Annotated in this window: 27 protein-coding genes and 1 pseudogene; 5 read left to right on the plus strand and 23 right to left on the minus strand. The window is 61.5% G+C overall.

The genetic code is table 11. The features are described 5' to 3' along the window. Nucleotides 1-367: pseudogene (locus BN1128_RS20685) on the plus strand (hypothetical protein); the annotation flags it as partial. 55 nt (nt 368-422) lie between these two features. Here BN1128_RS20685 and BN1128_RS20690 read toward each other — a convergent pair. The 4 genes from BN1128_RS20690 to BN1128_RS20705 all read right to left on the minus strand — a co-directional run bounded on the left by BN1128_RS20690 (nt 423) and on the right by BN1128_RS20705 (nt 3,428). After that, nucleotides 423-734, minus strand: coding sequence for an Rdx family protein (locus BN1128_RS20690; RefSeq protein ID WP_042872344.1), 312 nt, complete (start codon nt 732-734; stop codon nt 423-425). Between the two features lie 88 nt (nt 735-822). Then, a complete protein-coding gene (locus BN1128_RS20695; RefSeq protein ID WP_042872346.1) occupies nt 823-1,944 on the minus strand; it encodes an adenosylhomocysteinase in 1,122 nt (373 codons plus the stop codon). A gap of 186 nt (nt 1,945-2,130) precedes the next feature. Continuing rightward, on the minus strand, nt 2,131-2,868 hold the full coding sequence (locus BN1128_RS20700) for a hypothetical protein (RefSeq protein ID WP_042872348.1): 738 nt from the start codon (nt 2,866-2,868) through the stop codon (nt 2,131-2,133). Continuing rightward, nucleotides 2,868-3,428: a YceI family protein gene (locus tag BN1128_RS20705; protein ID WP_042872351.1), complete on the minus strand. Its 561-nt coding sequence runs from the start codon at nt 3,426-3,428 to the stop codon at nt 2,868-2,870. The genes BN1128_RS20700 and BN1128_RS20705 overlap by 1 nt, the downstream gene beginning before the upstream one ends. A 110-nt stretch (nt 3,429-3,538) precedes the next feature. Here BN1128_RS20705 and BN1128_RS20710 point away from each other — a divergent pair, with 110 nt between their 5' ends. Continuing rightward, nucleotides 3,539-4,441 (plus strand): LysR family transcriptional regulator, encoded by a 903-nt coding sequence (locus tag BN1128_RS20710; protein WP_042872354.1) that lies wholly within the window; start codon nt 3,539-3,541, stop codon nt 4,439-4,441. Nucleotides 4,442-4,454: 13 nt separating this feature from the next. Here the strand turns inward: BN1128_RS20710 and BN1128_RS20715 are convergent, their stop codons facing one another. Then, nucleotides 4,455-4,892, minus strand: coding sequence for a hypothetical protein (locus tag BN1128_RS20715; RefSeq protein WP_042872357.1), 438 nt, complete (start codon nt 4,890-4,892; stop codon nt 4,455-4,457). 66 nt (nt 4,893-4,958) lie between these two features. Between BN1128_RS20715 and BN1128_RS20720 the strand changes: the two genes are divergently transcribed. Continuing rightward, nucleotides 4,959-6,701, plus strand: a complete 1,743-nt coding sequence (locus BN1128_RS20720; protein WP_042872360.1) for a formate--tetrahydrofolate ligase — start codon at nt 4,959-4,961, stop codon at nt 6,699-6,701. Nucleotides 6,702-6,899: 198 nt separating this feature from the next. Here the strand turns inward: BN1128_RS20720 and BN1128_RS20725 are convergent, their stop codons facing one another. After that, nucleotides 6,900-8,555 (minus strand): methyl-accepting chemotaxis protein, encoded by a 1,656-nt coding sequence (locus BN1128_RS20725; RefSeq protein ID WP_042872362.1) that lies wholly within the window; start codon nt 8,553-8,555, stop codon nt 6,900-6,902. A 400-nt stretch (nt 8,556-8,955) separates the two neighbouring features. After that, nucleotides 8,956-9,612, minus strand: coding sequence for a GTP cyclohydrolase I FolE (folE, locus tag BN1128_RS20730; protein ID WP_042872363.1), 657 nt, complete (start codon nt 9,610-9,612; stop codon nt 8,956-8,958). 308 nt (nt 9,613-9,920) lie between these two features. Here folE and moeA point away from each other — a divergent pair, with 308 nt between their 5' ends. Both moeA and moeB read left to right on the plus strand, forming a co-directional pair. Further along, nucleotides 9,921-11,147, plus strand: a complete 1,227-nt coding sequence (gene moeA / locus BN1128_RS20735; RefSeq protein ID WP_042872364.1) for a molybdopterin molybdotransferase MoeA — start codon at nt 9,921-9,923, stop codon at nt 11,145-11,147. Beyond that, the gene (moeB, locus tag BN1128_RS20740) at nt 11,144-11,899 is read left to right on the plus strand and encodes a molybdopterin-synthase adenylyltransferase MoeB (RefSeq protein WP_042872365.1); all 756 of its coding nucleotides are present in this window, start codon (nt 11,144-11,146) and stop codon (nt 11,897-11,899) included. Before moeA ends, moeB begins: the two co-directional genes overlap by 4 nt. Nucleotides 11,900-11,984: 85 nt before the next feature. On the opposite strand, the gene BN1128_RS20745 is transcribed toward moeB, so the two are convergent. The 16 genes from BN1128_RS20745 to napG form a co-directional block, all read right to left on the minus strand. Next, entirely contained in the window at nt 11,985-12,275 is a 291-nt protein-coding gene (locus BN1128_RS20745) for a Bor family protein (RefSeq protein WP_042872366.1), read from the minus strand. Between the two features lie 173 nt (nt 12,276-12,448). Then, the gene (locus tag BN1128_RS20750; RefSeq protein ID WP_042872367.1) at nt 12,449-12,742 is read right to left on the minus strand and encodes a Bor family protein; all 294 of its coding nucleotides are present in this window, start codon (nt 12,740-12,742) and stop codon (nt 12,449-12,451) included. 45 nt (nt 12,743-12,787) lie between these two features. Then, complete coding sequence (locus BN1128_RS20755) at nt 12,788-13,606, minus strand: hypothetical protein (protein ID WP_244464640.1); 819 nt, start codon at nt 13,604-13,606, stop codon at nt 12,788-12,790. Further along, nucleotides 13,599-14,642, minus strand: a complete 1,044-nt coding sequence (gene parM / locus BN1128_RS20760) for a plasmid segregation protein ParM domain-containing protein (RefSeq protein WP_244464641.1) — start codon at nt 14,640-14,642, stop codon at nt 13,599-13,601. The genes BN1128_RS20755 and parM overlap by 8 nt, the downstream gene beginning before the upstream one ends. A gap of 103 nt (nt 14,643-14,745) precedes the next feature. After that, nucleotides 14,746-15,522, minus strand: coding sequence for an alpha/beta fold hydrolase (locus BN1128_RS20765; protein ID WP_042872368.1), 777 nt, complete (start codon nt 15,520-15,522; stop codon nt 14,746-14,748). Nucleotides 15,523-15,653: 131 nt separating this feature from the next. Further along, on the minus strand, nt 15,654-16,754 hold the full coding sequence (gene modC, locus BN1128_RS20770) for a molybdenum ABC transporter ATP-binding protein (protein ID WP_042872369.1): 1,101 nt from the start codon (nt 16,752-16,754) through the stop codon (nt 15,654-15,656). After that, nucleotides 16,751-17,431 carry a molybdate ABC transporter permease subunit gene (gene modB, locus BN1128_RS20775; RefSeq protein WP_042872372.1) on the minus strand — a complete coding sequence of 227 codons (681 nt, stop codon included), beginning with the start codon at nt 17,429-17,431 and terminating at the stop codon, nt 16,751-16,753. Before modB ends, modC begins: the two co-directional genes overlap by 4 nt. Nucleotides 17,432-17,527: 96 nt before the next feature. Continuing rightward, a complete protein-coding gene (gene modA, locus BN1128_RS20780) occupies nt 17,528-18,256 on the minus strand; it encodes a molybdate ABC transporter substrate-binding protein (protein WP_042872373.1) in 729 nt (242 codons plus the stop codon). A gap of 78 nt (nt 18,257-18,334) precedes the next feature. After that, entirely contained in the window at nt 18,335-18,808 is a 474-nt protein-coding gene (gene moaE / locus BN1128_RS20785; protein ID WP_042872374.1) for a molybdopterin synthase catalytic subunit MoaE, read from the minus strand. Between the two features lie 199 nt (nt 18,809-19,007). Further along, the gene (gene moaD / locus BN1128_RS20790) at nt 19,008-19,253 is read right to left on the minus strand and encodes a molybdopterin synthase sulfur carrier subunit (protein ID WP_042872376.1); all 246 of its coding nucleotides are present in this window, start codon (nt 19,251-19,253) and stop codon (nt 19,008-19,010) included. Beyond that, complete coding sequence (gene moaC, locus BN1128_RS20795) at nt 19,250-19,744, minus strand: cyclic pyranopterin monophosphate synthase MoaC (protein WP_042872377.1); 495 nt, start codon at nt 19,742-19,744, stop codon at nt 19,250-19,252. The genes moaD and moaC overlap by 4 nt, the downstream gene beginning before the upstream one ends. A 49-nt stretch (nt 19,745-19,793) precedes the next feature. Then, nucleotides 19,794-20,300, minus strand: a complete 507-nt coding sequence (moaB, locus tag BN1128_RS20800; RefSeq protein WP_042872378.1) for a molybdenum cofactor biosynthesis protein B — start codon at nt 20,298-20,300, stop codon at nt 19,794-19,796. Nucleotides 20,301-20,563: 263 nt separating this feature from the next. Further along, nucleotides 20,564-21,154: a cytochrome c3 family protein gene (locus tag BN1128_RS20805; protein WP_042872379.1), complete on the minus strand. Its 591-nt coding sequence runs from the start codon at nt 21,152-21,154 to the stop codon at nt 20,564-20,566. 11 nt (nt 21,155-21,165) lie between these two features. Further along, nucleotides 21,166-21,624: a nitrate reductase cytochrome c-type subunit gene (locus tag BN1128_RS20810; RefSeq protein WP_042872380.1), complete on the minus strand. Its 459-nt coding sequence runs from the start codon at nt 21,622-21,624 to the stop codon at nt 21,166-21,168. Beyond that, entirely contained in the window at nt 21,624-22,499 is an 876-nt protein-coding gene (gene napH, locus BN1128_RS20815) for a quinol dehydrogenase ferredoxin subunit NapH (protein WP_042872381.1), read from the minus strand. Before napH ends, BN1128_RS20810 begins: the two co-directional genes overlap by 1 nt. After that, nucleotides 22,496-23,230 carry a ferredoxin-type protein NapG gene (gene napG, locus BN1128_RS20820; RefSeq protein ID WP_042872382.1) on the minus strand — a complete coding sequence of 245 codons (735 nt, stop codon included), beginning with the start codon at nt 23,228-23,230 and terminating at the stop codon, nt 22,496-22,498. Before napG ends, napH begins: the two co-directional genes overlap by 4 nt. Between the last annotated feature and the right edge of the window lie 6 nt (nt 23,231-23,236).

The raw sequence follows: 23,236 nt of genomic DNA on the forward strand, positions 1-23,236 counted from the left end.
CGCACTGGCGCTGGCCCCCTCCCGTCGCCCCTACCCCCAGACGCAACTGCTGTTCAAGGGGGAGGACTACGGCGCCGATCTCAAACACCTCAAGGCCCGGCTCGACAATCTGGGCTGTGCCATCCCCACCCTCTACAAGCAATATTCCGAGCTGTGCGAGCCGGGCGGCGTGCAGTTCATGGACTTTGGCATAGACCCCGACTTCAACCACTGCATCGACGGTCTGGTGTGGGTGGACGTGAGCCGCATCAAGCCCCACAGGCGGGCCCGCTATATCGGCAGTCACATGGGTAACCCGAGCCGCACTCCGCGTGCCGCGTCGACCACCACCGCCGAGCGCGGCGAAACATCCTCAACCTCTGACTGACAAACAACAAACAGGGAGGCCACAGCCTCCCTGTTTGTTGTGCCATCCACCGCCATCACTGTGCGGCAGGTTTGCGATCCGAGTGGCCCAGATCCCGCTCGGGGGCGATAACGTCACGCACTCGCTGCTTGATCTCTTTCGCCTCGGGGAAGCCCTCGTCGGCCACCCTGTCCCACACCAGCACGCCATTCACCAGGATGCGGAACTCCCCCTTGCTGGCGGGCACCAGCGCCACCTCGCCGAGATCGCTGTCGAAGGTGGAGAGCAGCTCCTGCGCCAGCCAGGCGGCGCGCAGCATCCAGCGACAGAGGGTGCAGTAGCGGATCTCGATGCGGGGTTTGCTGATGGGGGTTAACGACTCTGTCATTGGGTGACTCCATAAAAATCGGCCAGCGGGAAATGGGGATAGTCATGGCCCGCCATACCGGCTGCAATAGCAAAAAGCACAGCCTGGCTCACTGGCTGACCCCGTGAAAATCCCTTAGCCAGTGGCGGGCTATGGTGCGCATGGTCGACTGCGGCAGATCGAACAGGCCGGGAGCCAGGGGTTGCTGCGCCAGCTGACGCACCCCCTCGATGATCTCCGCCAGCACCAGATAGACATATTCGCCGATGACGGCGCCGTGGACAAAATTGACCGCCTCCCCCCGATTTAGCAGGAAGATGGTGCTGCCATCGGGCCGGGTCAGCGCCAGCACATGGGGGCACACCTCCTCGCTCGGCCAGGGCAGCTGGGAGAGACAAAAAGCGAATTCGTCGTCGGCCGAGGTGACCGACGCCAGCATGGCATCGGGGCGCAACTGCTGCAGGTCGGCCAGATCCAGCGCACCGTTGCCGGTGGAGCAGATCACCAGCTCGGCCCGGCCGAGCGCCTCGGCCTTGCCCACCAGCTTGAAGCCGTGGGAGAGCGCCTCCACCTGGCGCAGCACGTCTGTCTCCACCAACTCCAGATGCAGGTTGCGGCACCTGAGCTCGCGGGCGATGCTGCGCCCCACCTTGCCATAGCCAAACAGGGCGGCCTGACAGACGTTGAAGGTGCGGTTGAGAGTACGGGCCAGGGACTCGGCGGAGTAGACCACGCTCAGACCAATCTGGATATCCTCGGCCTGCTTGAGGGGGCTGCGCGCCACCGAGATGACAGGGGTGGCCAGCACCTCCTGCTCGTAGCGCTGATGGCCGTTTTCGGTCATCTCCACCACCCCGAGGAAGCGGGGGCCGAAATACTCGCTCAGGGTCACCTGGGTTTTGGCAAAGTAGCCACCTATGTCCAGAATGATCAACCGTTCATGAGGGGCCACCAAAGGGGCTATGTGCTCTATCACCCCCTGCGGCGTATTGGTCCACTGGCGGTTGAGCGGCAGCACGGGGTAGTGCTGCTGGGCCCAGGCCAGGGTCGGTCCGTGCACTGACTTGGGTTTGGGCAGGATGGCGCCGATCCGCCCGATGTGATCGAGGGCCTGGATAAACTGGGGGCGATCGGGAAGCAGGTGGGTAACCAGCAGGATGCAGAGACCATCGAGGCGTCCCTGCTCGGTGAAATGGCGAAAAAACAGATGCTCAGATCCTTGACTGCGCAACTGTGGCCTCCTTAGCGCGCCGCAAACAAGCAGGCAAACAGAACCCGGCATGACCGGGTTCTGTGTGTGTCCAGATAATTGAAAATCCTTTTTATCTGAATCCACAAGGGGGCTCAATCTTTATCTGTGCAGACTATGACGAAGTCGTCAACTTTCGGGTTAATTGCCTGTTTTTTATGCTAAAAATCAGTACAAAGAGGCCTCTGGCCACACCTTCCACAGACTCAATCCGGTGCCTATTCCCGCCAGCAGGATCAGCAGGGCCCAACGCTGGATCCAGGGCTTGTTGCGCAAGGCCCACTCCAGCAGCGGCAGCAGCCAGACCGGCAGCAAGACCGCAAGCGGCACTTCCACGTATTGCCAGGCGAGCATCTGCATAAAGGCCAGCGCCAACCCGAGCACGGCAGGCGCCGCCTTGACGCCGGCAAAGGCACCAAGCAGGGCACGGAAACCTGCAAAGGCAGCCAGGGCCCCCGCCAGCTGGGCAATCAACAAACTGCCGTCGATACCGATCACCAGCGCCAGCCAGATGAAACCGAGGGCAAAGCCCAGCCCTTCGCGGCTGTCACCGCGCAGATCAGTCCAGCCAACCCAGACGATGGCAGGCAGCAGCGCCAGCCAGATCCGCGGTTCACTGGTCAGCACAGAGGCGAGCCCCTGCCACCACACCAGGGCACCGAGCCCGGCGAACAACAAGATCGCGGCCCGCTTGTCCGCCAGTTGCGCAGCAATCGCCGGCACCAGCAGAGTCAGTGGCAGCCACTGCCACGCCTTGACCGGCAGCCCATAGGCGCCACCCAGCAGGCAACCCACCAGCCAGAGCGCCAGGGCGCCCCACAGATACCCCAGTCGTGGCCAGCGCCATGACAGCAAAGCGGCCCCCAAAGGAGCCGCCAGGGTTTGTAGCAGGAGTGCTGCGCCCATTACTTGCGCACGCCTTCAACGAACAAGTTGATGCTCATCTCGTCCGGAATGCCGGGCAACATGTAGCTCACGCCAAAGTCGCTGCGCTTGATGGTGGTGGAGGCGTTGAAGCCGCTGCGATAGCCGCCCCAGGGATCCTTACCCTCGCCTATCTTGACCAGATCGAAGGCCACGGCCTTGCTGATGCCGTGCAGGGTCAGGGTACCTTTCAATACGCCCTTCTCCTTGGTGCCTTCATAGCCGCTGCTGACGAAGGTCATCTTGGGGTACTGTTTCACGTCCAGAAAATCGGGGCTGCGCAGGTGTTTGTCGCGCGGCTCGTGGTTGGAGTCCACGCTGGCGGCGTCGATCTCGAAGCTCGCCTTGGCCGCTGCCGGGTTGGCATCGTCCATGCTGAAGGTACCGCTGAAGGTGTTGAAACGACCGACCAGCTCGGAGAAGCCGAGGTGACCCACCTTGAACTGGACAGTGGTGTGAGCCGTATCGACATCGTAATCGGCCGCCATCAGGGGGGCCGCCATAAACAGGCAGGAGGCCAGCAGGGCCTTGGTCATTTTCATCCGTTCGTTCCTTCATATTGGGGGTTCACAACAACAACCAAGATGCTAACCTCCATATCGGAATAGATAATCAGCGATTTATTAAAATAATTATCAACTGAGAGTGAAAGATGGACCAGATAGCCGCCATGCGCACCTTCATCAAGGTGGTGGAGTGTCAGAGTTTTACCAAGGCCGCCAACCAGCTCGGCATCTCGGTCGCCATGACCTCCAAGCTGATGCAGCAGCTGGAGGAGTCTCTCTCCACCCGCTTGCTGTCGCGCACCACCCGTCAAGTCAACCCCACAGAAGCCGGCCAGTTCTACTACCAGCGCTCCCAGGCCCTGCTGGCGGAGCTGGAAGAGACCCACAGCCAGCTCACCCGCAACAATCAGCAGCCCCAGGGCACCCTCAAGCTGTCGGTACCGATGGACTTTGGCTACCTGCACCTCTCCCCCGCCCTGCCGCTGTTTCGTGAGCGCTTCCCGGATCTGAAACTGGAAATAGAGTACAGCGACCGGCGGGTGGCCCTGGTGGAAGAGGGGTTCGATCTGGCGCTGCGCATCGGCAACCTGCCGGACTCCTCTCTGGTCGCCAAGCCGCTGGCCATGATGAAGCTGGAGGTGTGTGCCAGCCCCACCTATCTGGCCCGCAGGGGCACCCCGAACACCCCCGAGGATCTCAAGCAGCACGACTGCCTCATCTATACCCTGACCCAGCCTGACTGGGTCTTCAAGCGGGATGGGGAGCAACTGAGCGTGCGCCCGCAGGGGCCGCTTCGCGCCAACAACGGCGTGGCCCTGACCCGGGCCGCCTGCGATCATCAGGGCATTATCTTGCAGCCCACCTTCATCGTCGGCGATGCGCTGCGCTCTGGGGAGCTGGTATCACTGCTGCCGGAGTGGGAGAAGGGACAGGTGGGGCTCTATGCCCTCTACCCCCATCGCCGATTCGTCTCTGGCAAGGTGCGCTGCTTTATCGAGTTCGTGCAGGAGCGCTACCTGGCGCCTCACTACTGGGATCGTAAAGCGTGAGCCAATACCGGGTTTATGATGCAGAGGTGTCGGACTGTGGGGATGCAGGTTCAGCGAGCAGCGGCAGTTCAGCCACCAGCAGTTGAGCGGTCTGCATTATTTGCCAGCGCGGCAGACGGCGGCGCAGGGCAGCGAGCTGCTCCTCGCTCAAGGCATAGGGCAGGGTGATGTGCAGGCAGTGGCAATCGAGCATGCCGGCCAACTGCAACATCAGAATGAGGTTGGCCTCATCCGTCTTGTGCTTGTTGATGCGCTTGCCAATCTCATGGCGAAAGTGGGTCTCGGGATCCTGGGTCATCGCCTGCCAGCCATAACCAAACAGCGGCATGAAGGCACTGATCACGCCAAGGGCGGTGAGCGGCCGCTTGGGCGGATGATAGAGCGCATTGAGATCCAGCAGTATGGGGGTTAGATGCAGCTCACGACTGCCGGATAAAATGTTATTACTCATTGGATAACCCTGTTGATTCCACTAGACTGCGCCGCATATTTGACCTGACATGCCAACGAGGTGCTGATGCTAAGCGATATCGAGATCTCCCGCCAGTCCCCCCGTCTCTCCATCCAGGCTCTGGCTTCGCGCCTGGGCATCCCGGCCCATCTGCTCAGCCCTCACGGTCACTACAAGGGCAAGCTCAGTCTCGAACTGCTCAAGCAAGCCGCCAGCAAGTCCGGCAAAAAAGCGGGCAAGCTGGTGCTGGTGAGCGCCATCACGCCGACGCCCCTTGGCGAGGGCAAGACGGTCACCACCCTGGGTCTCGCCATGGGGCTCAACCACATAGGCCAGCCCAGCATCGCCACCATTCGCCAGCCGAGTCTCGGTCCCGTATTCGGGGTCAAGGGGGGCGCCGCCGGTGGCGGCCATGCCCAGGTGGTGCCGATGGAGGAGATGAACCTGCACCTGACCGGTGACTTCCACGCCCTCACCGCCGCCCACAACCTGGCGGCCGCCGCACTGGATGCCCGCCTGTTCCATGAGACCAAACTCGGCAGTCAGTTCACCGCCAGGACGGGGCTGGCACGGCTCGATATCGATCCCGCCAACATCCTCTGGCCGCGCACCCTCGACATGAACGATCGCGCCCTGCGCCACCTCACGATTGGGCAGGGGGCCGCCGCCGATGGCGTTGAACGCCAGGATCGCTTCGTCATCACCGCCGCCTCTGAGCTGATGGCCATTCTGGCGCTGGCAAACGACTTGAAAGACTTGCGCGAACGCATCGGCCGCATCCAGCTGGCCCTCGATAGCCAGGGTAACCCCATCACCGCCGAGCAGCTGGAAGTCGCCGGCGCCATGACGGTGCTGCTCAAAGACGCGCTGCAGCCGACCCTGATGCAGACCACGGAGCAGACCCCAGTGCTGGTGCACGCAGGCCCCTTTGCCAACATAGCCCACGGCAACTCCTCGGTGATCGCCGATCGCATGGCGCTGCAACTGACCGACTATGTGGTGACAGAGGCGGGTTTTGGCTCCGACATGGGGCTGGAGAAGTTCTTCAACATCAAGCACCGCCAGTCCGGCATCGCACCAGCCTGCGTGGTACTGGTAGCAACGGTACGCGGCCTCAAGGCCAACAGTGGCCTGCTCGATATCCGTCCCGGTCAACAGCTGCCTGCGAGCCTCCTGGGGGAAGACTTGCCCACCCTTGAGAAAGGCTGTGCCAACCTCGCCTGGCATATCAACAATGCCCGCCGTTATGGCGTGCCCGTGGTGGTGGCGGTCAACCGCTTCCCCACCGACAGCCAGGCCGAGCTGGATCTGCTGATGCGCGAGGCGCGCCAAGCCGGCGCCTGCGGCACGGCCATCTCCAACGCCTTCACTCAAGGGGGCGCGGGTGCCAGTGAGCTGGCCCGTGCCGTAGTCGCCGCCTGCGAGATGCCAAGCCAGATCCAGCTGCTCTATCCCGACGAGATGAGCCTGTGTGCCAAGCTCGCCACCCTGGTGGAGTGCGGCTATGGCGGGCGCGGTATTCTGCTCTCTGACAAGGCACGCCGCCAGCTGGCTGCGCTCTCGGCCGCAGGCTGGGATCACCTGCCCATCTGCGTGGCCAAGACGCCGCTCTCCATCAGCCACGATCCCGCCAAAAAGGGAGTGCCGACTGCTTTCGAGGTGCCTATCGACGAGGTGAAGCTGTGCGCCGGTGCCGGCTTCGTCTATGCGCTGGCGGGCCCCATCATGACAATGCCGGGGCTCGGCAGCCTGCCGGCCTATCGCCATATCGACATTGATGATGACGGCGAGATCGTCGGACTGAGCTGATGGTTAGTGTCAGCAGTTGCAGACCAAGCCACCACCTCGACAGCCTGCCACCGGTTGGCGTCATATCGATATCGGCGAGGACGGCGAGATTGTCGGCTTAAGCTGACGTTCTCCCTGCTCAAGATCGCCAGAAACAACAAGGCCCCGCCAATTGGCGGGGCCTTCCTTTTAGTACCCGTACAACTCGCTGGCTTGCCCCTAGAGGGTGAAGCGCTGGGTCATATGGTGCAGCGAGGTCGCCAGCTTGCTCAGCTCGACGCAGGCCTGGGCGGTCTGCTGCGCCCCCAGGGCGTTCTCGTCGGCGGCATTGTGGATGTTGACTATGCTGCGATTGAGCTCCTCGGTCACCGCGTTCTGCTCCTCGGTGGCAGTAGCGATCAGGGTGTTCATGTCGGTGATCTGGGTGACGGCCCCATTGATGGTATCTATGCTGCTGCCGGCATCCCGCGCCAGCCCGACGCTCTCCTGCATCTGCTGACGGCTCAGCTGCATGGCGCTGCCCGCCTCGGCGGCGCGGCTCTGCAGCAGCTCTATCATCTTGCTGATCTCGGCGGTGGAGTCCTGAGTCCGCTGGGCCAGAGAGCGCACTTCGTCCGCCACCACGGCGAAACCGCGTCCCTGCTCGCCGGCACGGGCGGCCTCGATGGCGGCGTTGAGCGCCAGCAGGTTGGTCTGACCGGCGATGTCGCGGATCACATCCAGCACCATGCTGATGTTGGTGCTGTCGGTCTCCAGCTGTTGTACCACGACGCCCGCCTGTTCAATCTTGACCGACACATCTTCGATGCTGCTGATGGCGCTGCGCACCACCTGGTTGCCCTGGGACGAGGTGTGGGAGGCATCCTTGGCGGCACTCATGGCATCCGTGGTATTGCGGGCCACTTCGTTGACCGTGGATTGCATCTCGTTCATGGCGGTGGCCACCTGGGAGACCTCGCTCTGCTGGCGCGCCATGCCGGTGGCGGACTGTTCGGAGATGGCACTCACCTCCTCCACCGCGCTGCTGAGCTGGCTCACGGAGCCGGCGATTTCGCTCACCAGATTGGCCAGCGCATTTTGCATCCGGTTGAGGGCCGATCCCAGCTGACCCAGCTCGTCGCGGTTGAAGCGGTTGTCCTGGATCCACTCCTGCAACTCCCCCTTGCCCAGATCGCCGTTGGCGATGCGCTGAGCCTGACGGGCCAGCATGATGAGCGGGTCCCGGATCTGACGGGTCAGCACCACCGAGAGGCAGACCACCAGCACCAGACCCACCAGCAGAGAAATGGTGACGCTCAACTTGGCGGAGTCATAGGCTGCCACCACCACCTTGCGCGACGCCTTGGCATAGCCATGGTTGATGCGAATGAGGTCACTGACCGACTTGGTCAGGTTGAGGTAGAGCGGGATCCCCTCGCTCATGAACACCTGCTGGGCGGCGGCCAGCTGGTCGCTCTCCTGCAGCTGTTTCACCCGCTGGTGCAGGGCCGAATAACGGGCCCAATCCGCCTTGACGGTATCGAAGGTGCGGCGCTCTTCCACATCCTCCGCCCAGATGGTGGCATCGTGTGCGACCAGTTGCTGGGCAACCTGTTCAAACTTGCGGGCCGTCTCGGTGCGATACTCCGCCTTTTTCTGCGGATCCGAGGCAATCAGGAAGAACCCCAGCTCATAGCGGCGCAGCTCGCTGATACTCTCGCCGATGGCACTGGTGCGGTTGACGGCGGGCAATATGCTGTCGGTGAAACCGATGGCGGCCCGGTTCATGTTGCTGAACTCGAGCAGCGAGAAACCGCCGATAAAGGCCACCATCAGGCCGAGCACGGCAAAGCCGGCGGTAAGCTTCTTGCCTATGGTCATGGTACTGGTATTCATGGCATGTCCTGGATATGAGTGAACAGATAGCGCCCGTCTGATCCGCGCCAGTCGACACGGATCACTGTGCCTGCCCTCCATGGCGGCTCATCCAGCCTTGATGAATATGTATCCTTACATGAACGAGGCGAGAACCTTTCAAGGGTGCTGGGTGCCTGCCTGACAAGCCCGTTCAGGCCTGCAGGAAGGCATGGCTGCGGTCAGAATAACCACATATGCCCGCCCCTTGCGGCTCAGCATGAGCCCAAAAGAGAGCCAAAGTGAACCATACCGAGGTATATCGACCGGACCCGCCGATCCCTTAAGGAAAGTTGTGGATGAAACAGCAGAGATGGCCGACTGGCCGCATGAACAGAAGAGGAAGGAGGCATGACGCCGTGGCGGCATGCCTCCTGGCAGATCAGCCTTTCAGGCCGCCCAGAAACTCGGCACGGGTGTCGGGCTGGGTCTTGAACACGCCACCGAGGGAGGTGGTGGTGGTATAGGAGGTGGAGTCCATCACGCCGCGCGCCTTCACGCAGAAGTGGGTCGCCTTGATGCTGATGGCCACATCCTTGGTGCCGAGCAGGGTCTGCAACGCCAGCAGGATCTGCTGGGTGAGCCGCTCCTGCACCTGGGGGCGGCGGGCGAAAAACTGCACTATGCGGTTGATTTTCGACAGCCCGATCACCTTGCCACGGGGAATGTAGGCCACGTGGGCCAGCCCGTCGATAGTGACGAAGTGGTGCTCACAGGTGCTGGTAAGGCTGATGTCCCGCACCATGATCATCTCGTCCACCTTCATCTTGTTCTCGATCACGGTCACCTTGGGGAAGGTGCTGTAATCGAGGCCGGAGAAGATCTCGTTCACGTACATCTTGGCGATGCGGTGCGGCGTCTCCGCCAGGCTGTCATCGGTCAGATCCAGCCCCAGCGTCTCCATGATGGCGCGCATGTGGCCTTCGATCTTCTCCCTTTTCTGCTGACCATCCAACGCATTGGCCACCAGAGGTGTCTCGAGGCCCTCGGCCTCGAGGGCTGCCCTGACCAACAGGGCTTCCTGGCTTAAGCTCGTCATCTTGTTCCTCTCCCACGCTCAGGGACTGTGATGGCCGCCTTGTCTGTGACGGCACTTTGTTGTGGCGCAATAGTAAACGGCGATTATTGCCATAATTCAAGCTAACTCAAGTCCGTCTCCTGACTTTATGCCAATCCGTCGGGTTTTACCCCTCGATGACCCACCCCATACGGGGAGGATTGCGGCAAACAATCCATCGTCCACCCCCCCCTGTGCCAGGCAGCCTGGTGTCAGCCCCTGATAAGCCTGCCCATCCACCCTGATTTTTGGGATAATCCGCCCTCAACCACACCAAAGAGGTAATGACGATGGGATTTGATACCAGCGGACTACTCCCCCTGAGCTATGCCCTGCAAGGGATGCTGGACCAACTCGCCTGCTGCTGCGACACAGAGCAAGTGCCCCTGCCCCAGGCCCTCGGCCGGGTACTCGCGGCAGATATCGCCTCCCCCTTGTCAGTGCCTCCATTCGACAACGCCGCCATGGACGGTTACGCCGTGCGGCTGGCCGATCTCGCTGCCGGCATCCCGCTCATCATGGCGGGCAAGGCCTTCGCCGGTCAGCCCTATCAGGGGGAGTGGCCCGCGGGTCACTGCGTGCGGATCATGACCGGAGCTCCGATACCCGCAGGCACAGACGCTGTGGTGATGCAGGAAGAAACGCAGGTCGACGGCAACCAGATCACCTTTCTGGTGCCGCCCACCCTGGGCCAGAATATCCGCCGTCGCGGCGAAGATATCCGCGAGGGCGCCAGCGTGCTCTGCGCCGGTACCCGGCTCACTCCCCGCGAGCTGCCGCTGCTGGCCTCCTTGGGTATCGCCACCGTCAGCGTGCGCCGCCCGCTGAGAGTGGCCATCTTCAGCACCGGCGACGAGCTCAAGCCGGTCGGCACCCCGCTGGCCCATGGCGACATCTATGACTCCAACCGTTACGGGGTCAAGGCCATGCTGGCGCGCCTTGGCTGCGACTGCCTCGACCTTGGCATCATACCGGACGACCCCGCGCAGCTGCGCGCCGCCTTCCTGCAGGCCGACCGCGAGGCCGATGCCCTGATCACCACGGGAGGCGTCTCGGTCGGTGAAGCGGATTTCACCAAGCAGTTGCTCGAGGAACTCGGCGAGATCGGCTTCTGGAAGCTGGCCATCAAGCCGGGCAAGCCATTCGCCTTCGGTCGCCTGCCCAACGCCTGGTTCTTCGGTCTGCCGGGCAACCCTGTATCCGCCATGGTCACCTTCGATCAGCTGGTGCAGCCTGCGCTGGCCAAGCTGGCCGGGCAGCAGTTCGAGCGTCCGCTGCAACTGCAGGCCGTTACCAGCGAGTCTCTGAAAAAAGCGCCGGGGCGACTCGACTTCCAGCGCGGCATTCTGAGCCAGGGGCCAGACGGCCTCGAAGTGCGCAGCACCGGCTCCCAGGATTCCGCCGTGTTCAGCTCACTGTCGCGGGCCAACTGCTACATAGTGCTTGAGCGTGAGCGGGGCAAGGTGGCGGCAGGAGAGACAGTCACCGTTGAGCCATTCGGGGGCTTGCTGCTGTGAGCGACATTCTCTCGGACGCCGAGCTCTTGCGCTACAACCGCCAGATCATCCTCAAATCCTTCGATTTCGAGGGGCAGGAGGCGCTCAAGCAGGCCCGCGTGCTGGTGATCGGTGCGGGCGGCCTGGGCTGCGCCGCCAGCCAGTATCTGGCGGTGGCCGGGGTCGGCCAGCTCACCCTGGTGGATTTTGACAAGGTGGAGCTCTCCAATCTGCAACGCCAGGTGCTGCACACGGATGCCCGCATCGGTCAGCACAAGGTGGATTCTGCGGCCGAGGCGCTGCGCGCGCTCAACCCCTGGCTCAAGGTGGAGACTCACGCCTCTGTTGCCGACGAGGCACTGCTCGATGCCCTGCTACCCAGCCATCAGCTAGTGCTCGACTGCACCGACAACCTGACCATCCGCAATCTGCTCAACCAATACGCGCGCAAACACAGGGTGCCGCTGGTCAGTGGCGCTGCCATCCGGCTGGAGGGGCAGCTCTGCAGCTTCACCTGGCAGGAGGATGAGCCCTGCTACGCCTGCCTCAGCGCCCTGTTTGGCGAGCAGGCACTTACCTGCGTCGAGGCGGGTGTGCTCGCCCCCGTGGTCGGGCTGGTGGGCAGCCTGCAGGCGCTGGAGGCGATAAAATTGCTGGCGGGCACGGGGCGCAGCTACAGCGGCCGCCTCTTGATGATCGATGGCCTCACCGGCACCTTCCGCGAGATGAAGCTGCCCAAACGCCCCGACTGCCCGGTTTGCTCGCACCCTTAAGTGATCCCTATCACCAATAACTCGCAGCCAATAAAAAAGCCGACCCCGTGGGGTCGGCTTTTTACATCATGGATACGATGGGTAGTCAGCCTGCGCAGTAGACACGAGCCTCACGCGGGGTATAAACACCGAAGGTAACCGCACCCAACAAGCCATTAAGGAAGGTGTGTTGTGCTTCGACACGTACCACTTTATCTGCACCATTACAAACGGCGGCCGCATCTATGGTCTTGCTCTGACCCAAACCGGAAATGAAGAAATGGTGGGTCACTTCCTTGGTGGGTTTCACTACATTACCGGAATGTACTGTGAACCCCTGCTGCGCACAACCAGCCATCATCATTGCAACGGCCGCAGTCAATACCATTTTTTTCATTTTATTATCCCTGACAACTTTATTATTTCCGGCTATGCCGGTGCCACACAAAGAAACATTATCCTTTAATATCAATAAGATAAATAAACAACATTCCAATGCGTGCGCACATTACCAAAATCTTGAGATGGCAACAAGGCTTTGTATGAGACTTTATATCGCGTGGCAGAAAATCAAAGATTGCAATAAACCCGCGCCGTTCTCGGGGTATAAATTCCCAGCGTCAATACCGCCATCAAACCATCCAGTGGCGTCTGCTGCACTTCCACACGAACGACCTTTTCCGGGTCGCCATGGCAGGCCAAAGAGGCGTTGACCGATTCACTCTGACCAATGCCTGCCAGTACAAAATCATGGCCAACTTCCCTGTTTGGCTGACCCGGGTTGCCCGCATACACGAAGAAGGTCTGCTGGGCGCAGCCCGATAGCAGCAAGGCGCACCATGCCATCAATACTACTTGTTTCATCTGTTTGATCCTGACGATAACGGCATCTTGATCGAGGCGGAGTACTTAGAAAATGCCCTTGGCCTTGACCTTCTTCATGTTGGCAACCTGGCTCGAGAGATCCTCGATAAGGGGTTCTGCCTCACCCACCGTCGTAACCTGACGGCCGGGTGCGCTGGCCAGGCGCTGGATCAGTCGATGCTGCTCGCGAATGAGCCTGGATTGCTCTTCAAGCTGACGGGAGAGCTGCTGGATACTGCTCTGGAGCGGCACCAAATCCTGCTCAACAGCCGCTGATGGCAATTTGCCTGCGATCGCCTCGGCCAGCTGATCATGGTCGAGAGGGGCCGGTAACCCCTGCCTCAACTCATCCCACAACTCGGTGGGCTGCTGCTCGCCCAAGCGGCTCACAATCTCATCCACCAGATTGTCCTGAGCGGAAGCGGAAGATTGCTGGCCAAGGCGATGGACGATCTCATCCACCAACGAGGCGTTATCTCCCTGTCCCAACTGGGGAAGCAACCGTGCCACTATCTGATCGATCATGACGTCGGCAGCGGGTGACGCAGCCGAGCCCCCCTCTCCCAGGTTGAAACCACAACTGGCAAAGGCGTGACGCAATGTGGTCAGGCTCACCTGTTCCGGCCCTAGGGCGTTGGCAATGGCCTTGCACAAATTGGGCGCCAGTACATACATGAACATGCCGGAAAGGTAGATATCCTTGTGAAAACGGCTCTTGGAGAAGTCAAACTCCTCGGCGCCATCCTGGATCTTGCGAGCCCGTTGATACCAGTTTTGCAGTACCCCGACCGCATAGCGATCAGACTCCAGCGCACCCGGATCCATGTAGATGGAGAAGGTCATGCGCTTGAGTTGACTACTCATCGCCAACCTCAGCCATCACAGCAGCCTCGCGATAGACTTCGTCTTCTTCTGTTGTGTAGAGGCAAATCTCGCGAGCCAACGCAGATTGGGCATCATCCAGCAGCTCGACTCTGTCTCCCAGGGTCGGATAAGCCGCCTTGATTGCCTCATAAATCAGCGAGGCACCACCGCCCACCAGATAGACCCGATTCGGGTTCTTGGCAAACTTCTTCGCCTCATGAGCAACCTGGGTACCCAACTCATCGATCTTGTTCTGCATCTTCTCGAGGATCTTGGGGATCTGGCTCTCGTCATTGACCACATCACGCACGAAGCTCATGTCGTGGCGACGCTTGATGAACTCGTTGGCCACCAGATAGCTGGAGTCACTGTCTGCCGCCGCCAGCGCTTTACGGGTCGCATCGGTCACCATGGAAACACCGATCTCGTTGTTGCCATACACATCGGACACATCATCAAATTCACCGACGATGATGCCCATGTCCAGCGTGGTGCCACCGCAGTCGATCACCAGCGTCTTGGTGAATTCGTTGCAGCCCGAACCGATCAGACGGGAGAGCGCCGCAGGCAGGCTCTCCGGCATGACTTCCACGCTGACGATATTGAACAGCTCTCCCTTGTTGAGGGAGATGGCGCGCATCAGGTTGCGGCGTTTTTTCTCGATTTTTTCTTCGTTGCGCTGGCAATCGTCCGGGTTGTAGAACTCGGTAATGGGCAATGTCACGGTAATCGCCACATCACAGGGGGTCACACCGGTCTGTAGCAAGGCGTGGTGAACGGACAACAGATTGAGATCGTCGTACTGGTATTCCACATGGGTGGTTGCCAATGACTTGTCCGATGTAGCGTCGTAGGTGTACTTGGTATTGCCTATCTCGTAGTTGTAGATCTTCTTGTCCTTGCGCAATGCGGCGCTCTTCCAATCCTTGCGAAAGGAGTTGGGAGAGATGATGGTCTTGAGCACCTTGTTCTCAATCCAGCTCACCTTGACATTGGTTGAACCATCATCGATGGCCATTTTAATTACTTCAGACATGAGGAAATACCTGTTAATAGAGCAAAATGGGTCCGATTGCCTTGCCTTATGCCATTGGCAAGGCAATCGAACCAACACATACACGGGTTAAAGGGCGACAAGTTTAATGAGTTTCTAAAATCCGGTGAAGCAAATGATTAAACCCCGAGGGATCTTCTGCCGGCCAGGCGTGGTGGCCGTTGGGGGTATGGATGGTGGCGTTGGGCAGGGAGGCGAACTGCTCCACCCGCTTGGCGAGCGGCAGGTAGTCGTGGCTGGTGGAGATGATGGCCACCGGCTGCCAGATGGCGCCGAGCCGGGCGCGCACCGACCAGCCGGGCAAGGCGTCGAGCAGCGCCTTGTAGACCCGCTTCCGGTTGCGCACGAAGCGCAGCCGGAAGGTGTGGCGCACCTGGGCGAGATCGGGTCCGGGAAAGAGCTCACGTCCCAGCCACCAGGCAAGCGGACGCATGCCAAACCAGCGCAGCCACTTGAGGCGCTGGGCGTAACGCTCCTGCTCCCTCGGGGTTTCCAGCAGAAATTCGCTGACGCCGTTGACCAGCACCAGACCTCGCACCTTGTGAGGAAGTTGCAAGGCCAGCTCCAGCGCCACCATGGCCCCCAGCGACAAGCCCACCACCCAGGCGGGCTCCGGCTGCTCGTCAAGCCAGCGCACCACGTCGGCGGCCAGGGTGGCCACGTCAAACGGCCCTTCCTGCATGCTCTGACCGTGGCCGCGCAAATCGAGCGCCACCACCCGGTAATGTTCACAGAAGCGCTCTATCTGCGCCTGCCAGTCGAGACTGGAGGAGCCCAGCCCGTGCAACAGCAACAGCAAGGGGCCCTCCCCCGCGCTACGCAGAGCAAGACCGTTGGATTTCATCACCTGATTGCGGCGCATCAGTTCATCGCCTCTCGACTCATTGCCTGAACCATGCCTTGTTTATCCCGATAGTCACCAGTCAGCTTACGGGCATATCCTCTGCGCTAGCCGAGGTATGCCGCCCCACAATGTATCAGATCACCACCCATTCAACCTTCACTGACCAGACTGACCGCCTTGATATAGGCGTATATCTGCTGCTCCGGCGCCAGCGCCAGCCGGGTGGCGGAGCGGCTGGTGATCCGGGCCAGCAGTATCTGCTCACCCAGCGCCAACTGCAACAGGGTCTGGCCGGGGCGCACCTCGCGCACCGCCAGCAGACGGGTGACAAGACAGTTGGAGAGACTGGAGTGCTCGATGGGGGCGGTGGCAATCACCACATCCCGCCCCGCCACCTTGATCTGCAAGGGGCCGCTCTCGTCCGGCACATGGGTCATGGTGACCCGCAGCCGCTGCTCGCCGAGCTGCAGGGTCGCCATCTGCTCCGCTTCATCGTAGTGGGCCAGGGTGGCATCCAGCATCACCCCGGCATCGTCGCGACTGGCGATCGAGAGATCGGTGCGGGCGAAGATCTCGCTCGGCTTCCCTTGCGCCTCGACCCTGCCACTTTCCAGCAGCACCAGCTGATCGCACAGCAGGCTCACCTCCTCCATGGCATGGCTGACAAAGATCATCGGGATACCGCTCTCCTGCTGCAACCCCTTGAGCACATGGGCCTGATGGATACGGCTGCGCCGATCCAGCGCCGAAAAAGGCTCATCGAGCAGCAGCAGATCTGGCTCGGCCAGCAGCGCCCTCCCCAATGCCACCCGCTGACGCTGGCCGCCAGACAGGGCATGGGCAGGCTGCCCCAGCAGATCGGCAAAGCCAAGCCGCGCCGCCAGCGCTTCGGGCTGCCAGCGTCCTCGCCCCTTGCGGGCCGCCAACTGCAAATTGCCGAGCACCGTCAGATGGGGGAAGAGCCGCGAATCCTGAAACACCAGCCCGATGCGGCGCGCTTCGGGCAGCCGATCGGCCAGTTCACGCCCTCGCCACCACAGGCGATCGCCGTTTTGGCGATCGAGCCCGGCAATGATGCGCAGCAGGGTGCTCTTGCCACAGCCGGAGGGACCGAACAGACCGAGGAGACCACCCAGCTCGAGAGTTAGTGCGCAATCGAGGGTAAAGGGGCCGAACTCGCGTCGGGCATTGAGGTTCAGGGCATGGCGGTGCAGGGCGTTGCCTGGCGAAATTGTGGCTGGCTGGTTCATCCGAACACTCTCCGCTGTCTGCGCTGCAGCACCCCGTAGACCAGCACCAGCATCACCAGCGAGAAGCCCATCAGGCCGCCTGCCAAAATATGGGCGTTTTGGTAATCCATCGCCTCCACATGATCAAACAGAGCGATGGAGAGCACCTGGGTCTCGCCGGGGATGTTGCCGCCAATCATCAGCACCACGCCAAACTCCCCCAGGGTATGGGCAAAGCCGAGGGCCGCCGCCATCACGAAGCTGGGCAGCGTCATCGGCAAAATGATGTGGAAAAAACGCTCGACCGGGCCGAGCCCCAGGGTGGCGGCAGCCTCCAGCTCCTTGTTGCCCATGTTGACGAAGGCGGAGGTGAGCGGCTGCACCACAAACGGCAGCGAATAGAGGATGGAGGCGAACAGCAAGCCGAGGAAGCTGAAGGCGAGCGGGGCGCCGAAGGTATCGCGCCACCAGGCGCCGAAGCCATATTCGGGGGAGAAGGCGAGCAGCAGATAAAACCCCAGCACTGTGGGGGGCAGTACCAGCGGCAGTGCCACCAGCGCCTCCACCAGCGGCCGTAGTCGGTTCTGGCTGCGGGACAACCACCAGGCCAGCGGCGGCGACAGCAGCAATAAAATGCCGGTGGTGCTGGCCGCCAGCTTCAGGGTGAGCCAGATGGCCAGCAGATCCCCTTCACTCATTGCCGACCTCCCGGTTGAATGCAGCCCACGGCATGGTCTCTATCCTCATTGCAAAGAGTGGCCGACCACTCAGGACATCGCGTCAGCCCCATGCCCTTATCGGGGCAGGGCATAGCCCGCGGCCTTGATCTGCGCCTGACCCGGCCCCTTGAGCCAGGCGACCAGCGCCTCAACCGCGGCCCCTTTCTTCAATACCAGCCCCTGCTGCTCGATGGGGGGATAGAAGTTGGCAGGCACCGCCCAGGCTTCACCGGTCTTGCCCGCCTCCACCAAGTTGGCCCAGGCGACGAAGCCTAGCTCGGCATTGCCGGTATCGACAAATTGCCAGGTCTGGCCGATGTTGGCACCGGTCAGCAGCCGGTACTGCTTGGGATCGATCTTGAGATGGGTGAGGGTCGCCATGGCAGCAGCGCCATAAGGGGCGGTGCGGGCATTGGCGATGGCCAGGTTGCCTTTCCAGCTGCGCAGGGTCGCCTCGTCAGGGGCCGGGCCGCCCTTCTTCCACAGCCCCAACTGACCGATGGCGTAGGTGAAGCGATCGCTCCCCTTGCCCTCTTTTTCCAGCTTCTCGGGGGTCGCCACATCGGCGGAGAGGAAGAGATCGAACGGGGCGCCGTGGCTGATCTGGGTGTAGAGCACCCCGGTAGCGGCAGACGAGATGGCAAGGGTATGGCCGGTCTTGGCAGTGAACTCCTTGCCGATACGCTCGATGGTGCTTTTGAAGTTGGCGGCCACGGCCACCTTCACCTCATCGGCCTGCACGGCACCGGTATGCAAGGTGGCGGCGCAGATCCCCAACATGACAACAGATAACAGCGGTTTCATTCCCTTTCTCCTGATGGGGCCGCGCCCCGAAGCGGGGCCATGGTTCTCGTTGAACCTGCGCCCCTCATGATGAACAGGTCAGGCTTGCCAGCGGGCAGCGGCGGCGTTGTCGCTCTCCTTGGCATCGACCCAGCGTTGGATTCCCTCGGCGGTCAGCTCTTTTTTCCAGAACGGTGCCCGGGTTTTCAGAAAATCCATGATGAAGTGACAGGCATCAAAGGCGGCGTCGCGGTGGGCACTGCTCACCGCCACCAGCACTATCTGATCGCCAAGCCACAGCTCGCCGATGCGATGAATGAGGGTGCACTCCTGCAACGGCCAGCGGCAACGGGCCTCCTGCACGATATCGGCCAGCGCCTTCTCGGTCATGCCGGGGTAGTGCTCGAGGGCCAGCCCCTTCACCTCCTCCCCCTGATTGAAGTCGCGCACCTTGCCAACGAAGGTGACGATAGCGCCACTGTCGGCGCGGGTCGCGAGATGGGCATACTCGTCGGCCAGCGAGAAGTCCTCCCGCTGCACCAGAATGCGATCTGTGATGGCTGCGTCACTCATAGCTCATCCTCCGGTCGTTACTGGAGGGAGAGGGAAGAAAGCCACTTCGTCGCCACCGCACAGCTCAGTGATGCGATCCACGGTCATTATCTCGCTCATTCTCAACCTCCGGTCGTCACTGGAAGGAGAGGGAAGAAGGCAGCCTCATTCCCGTCCCACAGCGCCGTTGTGCGATCCACGGTCATTATCTCGCTCATTCTCAGCCTCCGGTCACGGGGGGGAAGAAGGCAACTTCATCGCCATCATGGATGGGGGTGTCGAGGGGCACCAGTGTCTGGTTGACTGCCACCAGCAGCTTGCCTGCCTCGAGGGCCAATGCCCACTTGTCACCGCGCTCACACAAGGCCGCCCGCAGCTGCTCGGCGGTGGCGTAGTCGCACGGCAGACTCAGTTCGTCACAGGCCACCAGCTCTCTTACTTGCGCAAAAAACAGCACCTTGATCATGCCTTTTCTCCTGCACTCGATCCCAACTGAAAGTGGCCGGACTTGCCGCCCTTTTTCTCCACCAGTCGCACCTGTTCGATCACCATGTCCTTTTGCACCGCCTTGCACATGTCGTAGATGGTCAGCGCCGCCACCGAGGCTGCGGTCAGCGCCTCCATCTCCACCCCTGTCTTGCCGGAGAGCTTGCAGAGGGTGCGGATATGCACCTTGTGCTGTTCGGGCAGCGGCACTATCTCCACCTCTACCTTGGTCAGGGCCAACGGATGGCAGAGGGGGATAAGATCCGAGGTCTTCTTGGCCGCCATAATGCCGGCGATGCGGGCGGTGGCGAACACATCCCCCTTGTGGTGCTGACCGCTCAGGATCAGGGCCAGGGTTTCAGGTGCCATGGCGACGAAGGCCTCGGCGCGGGCCTCACGTTCGGTGACCTGTTTGTCGGTCACGTCCACCATATGGGCTTCGCCGCTTTGGTTGAGATGGGTCAGGTTCATCAGGCTCCCCTTGAAGGCTGAAATATTACTGGGCTCCCTGGCTCGTGACTCAGAGATGGGTCACGAAGTTGCAGGGCTGGGTGCGGGCATCGAGCTGATCCCGGATGAGCTGCTCCCAGCCCAGCTGGCAGGCACCGGGAGAACCGGGCAGACAGCAGACCAGGGTGCGGTTGGCCAGCCCGGCCAGGGCACGGCTCTGCATGGCCGAGCCTTCGATCTCGGCAAACGAGAGCTGACGGAACAGCTCGCCAAAGCCCTTGACGGTGCGGTCAAACAAGACGCCGACCGCCTCCGGTACCCAGTTCTGATCGGTGAACCCAGTGCCGCCATTGATCAGCACCACCTGGATGCCCTCATCGGCGATCCACTGGCTGACCCGGGAGCGAACTTGATAAAGGTTGTCGGCGAGCAGGGCCCGATCGGCCAGCTGGTGACCAGCGTCGGTCACGGCCGAGACCAGATAATCGCCCGAGCTGTCATTGGCGCTGGTACGACTGTCGGAGACCGTCAACACGGCGATCTTGAGGGGAATGAATGCGGTTATGTTCTGTCCCATGGGCAGCTCCTGATAACAAAGGACCGTGAGCAAAGAGAAGAAAAGAGTAGCCAGGATCCTGGTGTGCAGCGCTTGATCTTGGGGGGGATCCATACCTGCGCAGGCATGACCATTACCACATGGTCACTCGCTGCGACTCACGGCGGCCCGATTCTACCAAAACTCGTGCCAGAGGGGGGATTTAAAGGACACACAAATGCCGTTTTGGTTAGGCTGGCTGCAATATGAACAGGCCGGACAAGCCCGGCCTGGATCTGGCTACCTTAGAAGCCCTTCACCCCTGTCATGTCAGGCAGCTGGTGAGCTATGCCCTTGTGACAATCGATGCAGGTGCTCTCGCCACTGGCCAGACTGGTGGAGTGCATCTGGGCACCCCGCTTGCCTTGCAGGGAGAAGTCCATGTACTCGAAGTTGTGGCAGTTGCGACACTCCCTCGAATCCGTGTCCTTCATGCGCTTCCACTCCCGCTCGGCCATCTCGCGGCGGTGGCTCTCGAACTTCTCGCGGGTATCCACCTTGCCGGTCAGCATGCCCCACAGCTCCTTGGACGCCTGCACCTTGCGAATGATCTTGTAGGTCCATTCGTGGGGCACGTGGCAATCCGGGCAACTGGCGCGCACGCCGGAACGGTTGGCGTAGTGGATGGTGTCGCGGTATTCCACAAACACGTTGTCCTTCATCTCGTGACAACCGGTACAAAACTTCTCGGTGTTGGACGCTTCCATGGCGGTGTTGAAACCGCCCCAGAAGATGACCCCGCCAAAGAAGCCCATCATCAGCAACACCCAGAGGGCGGCCTTCGAGGGAGACTTGAAGGTGGTCCACAGTCGCTGGATAAAGCCGGGTAATTTCATCTATGGGTCCCTCAGTTCAGTGCTTCAACCGGTTTAAACGTATTTTCCACCAGCGGCTTGGCATCCGCTTGCGGCACGTGGCACTGCAGGCAGAAGTAGCGACGTGGCGAGACCTCACCAAGGGTCATGCCGTCACGGGTCTCAAAGTGAGTCGGGCTGATCTTGGGGGCCTTCATCTTGCTGGCATTCTTGAAGCTGTGACAGGCCAGACACTTGTTGACCTTGTTGTCCACTTCATAGTTGCGGGTATCGTGGGGGATCAGCGGTGGCTGATGCATATACTGGCGATCGTAGAGGTCGCCATCCTTGCGAAAGTTCTTCATGGGGGCGGCTTCGGCCTCGGTCGCGAGATCCGTGGTGCCCCGTTCAGACTTGATGCCACCGGTATCCGTTGTGATTTCGGGATTCTGTGCTGCCATCAAGGACCCTGCCACCAGGCAGGCCAGCATTGCTCCAATCAGCTTTTTCATTATCTGTTCTCCGACGTTTTCTCTGCCTTGACGGCAAAACCTACAGTGATTTCAAAAACTTGCTCCGCGCAGACATCGATGCAACGGCCGCAGTTGGTACACTCTTGAGCCGCAATCAAGGGCCCGTGACCACGCTTGGCACCGTGAACAGGGCCGCGCAGAATGGGGCGCTCGGGGCAAACCGCATAACAATCCATGCAGCTGCTGCACCGCTCACGCCCCCTGGCAGAAATCTTGATAAACCCGACCCGGTTGACCAAGGCATAAAAGGCACCCACAGGGCAGAGATGACCACACCAGCCCCGCTCCACCACAAAGAGGTCGAACAGGAAGAGTACCGCCAGCAAAGCCCACCCTGTCCCCATACCAAACAGCAGACCACGCAGGGTGAGCGAGACCGGATTGACCAGCTCCCACACCAGCACGCCCGCGATGGCCGGGGCAACCAGCACCATGGCCAGCAGCCAGTAACGCGTATTGCGGTTGAACTGACCGTTGCCCTTGAGGCCAAGCCGGGCCCTGAGCCAGGCCGCCGCGTCCGTGATGAGGTTGACCGGACAGGCCCAGGAGCAGAACACCCGCCCCCCGACCAGCCAGTACCCCAGCAGCACCAGAGCCGCCCCCAGCCAGAGGGTTGTGATGGGCCAGTGGCCCGCCGCCACCGATTGCAGCAGGGTGAGGGGGTCCGTGAGCGGGACCGTTTCCAGCAAGAGTGAGCTGGAGAGGTTGCCCTTGAGGATCCAGATGCCCGCCAGCGGCCCCAGCAGAAACAGCCCCAGCACGCAGCACTGGGTCAGGCGCCGCAGCAGCAGGAAGCGATGTGACCGCCACCAGCCGAGCCGCGCGCGAGCCTCGGCCCCCGGATAACGACTCATAGCCCCTCCGGTTTGCGGGTCGGCAGGCTGAGCCGCTCACCGATGAGCGACTTGCCCGCCTTGCGCTTCTCTTCCCAGCCGAGCCGGTAGTGATGGCCCAGCTCCCCCTTGGCGAGCGGACGGGGCACCACCTTGATGGCAGACTCCTCCAGCACGCAGGCGTGCTCGCACTTGCCGCAGCCGGTACAGATGTCGCTGTGCACAGTGGGCAGAAACATGGCGTGCTTGCCGGTGCGCGGGTTGTGCTGCAGCTCGAGCGAGATCGCCTTGTCAATCAAGGGGCAGACCCGGTAGCAGACGTCGCAGCGCAGCCCCAGGTAGTTGAGGCAGGTCTCGTGATCGATGAGCACTGCCACCCCCATCCGTGCCTGATCGATGTCGGTCATCCCCTGATCCAGCGCCCCGCTCGGGCAGGCCACCACGCAGGGGATGTCGTCACACATCTCGCACGGCACGGCCCGCGCATCAAAAAAGGGAGTGCCCGTGGTCACGGGTTCAAACAACCGGGCGAGTTTGAGAGTGTCGTAGGGGCAGGCCTGGACGCAGAGCCCGCAGCGCACGCAGGCGCTGAGGAACTCGGCCTCGTCGAGGGCAGCGGGCGGACGCAGTGCCTGGGCAGGCAGCGCCTGTGCCTGCTGACGCGCCATGCCGCCCAGACCGACTCCAAGCAGGCCCACACCGCAGGCCCCCTTGGCCATGTCGGCCAGAAACTGGCGCCGACTACGACTCATCTCCCG

It is taken from the genome of Aeromonas piscicola (genome assembly GCF_000820005.1).
GTDB lineage: Bacteria > Pseudomonadota > Gammaproteobacteria > Enterobacterales > Aeromonadaceae > Aeromonas > Aeromonas piscicola.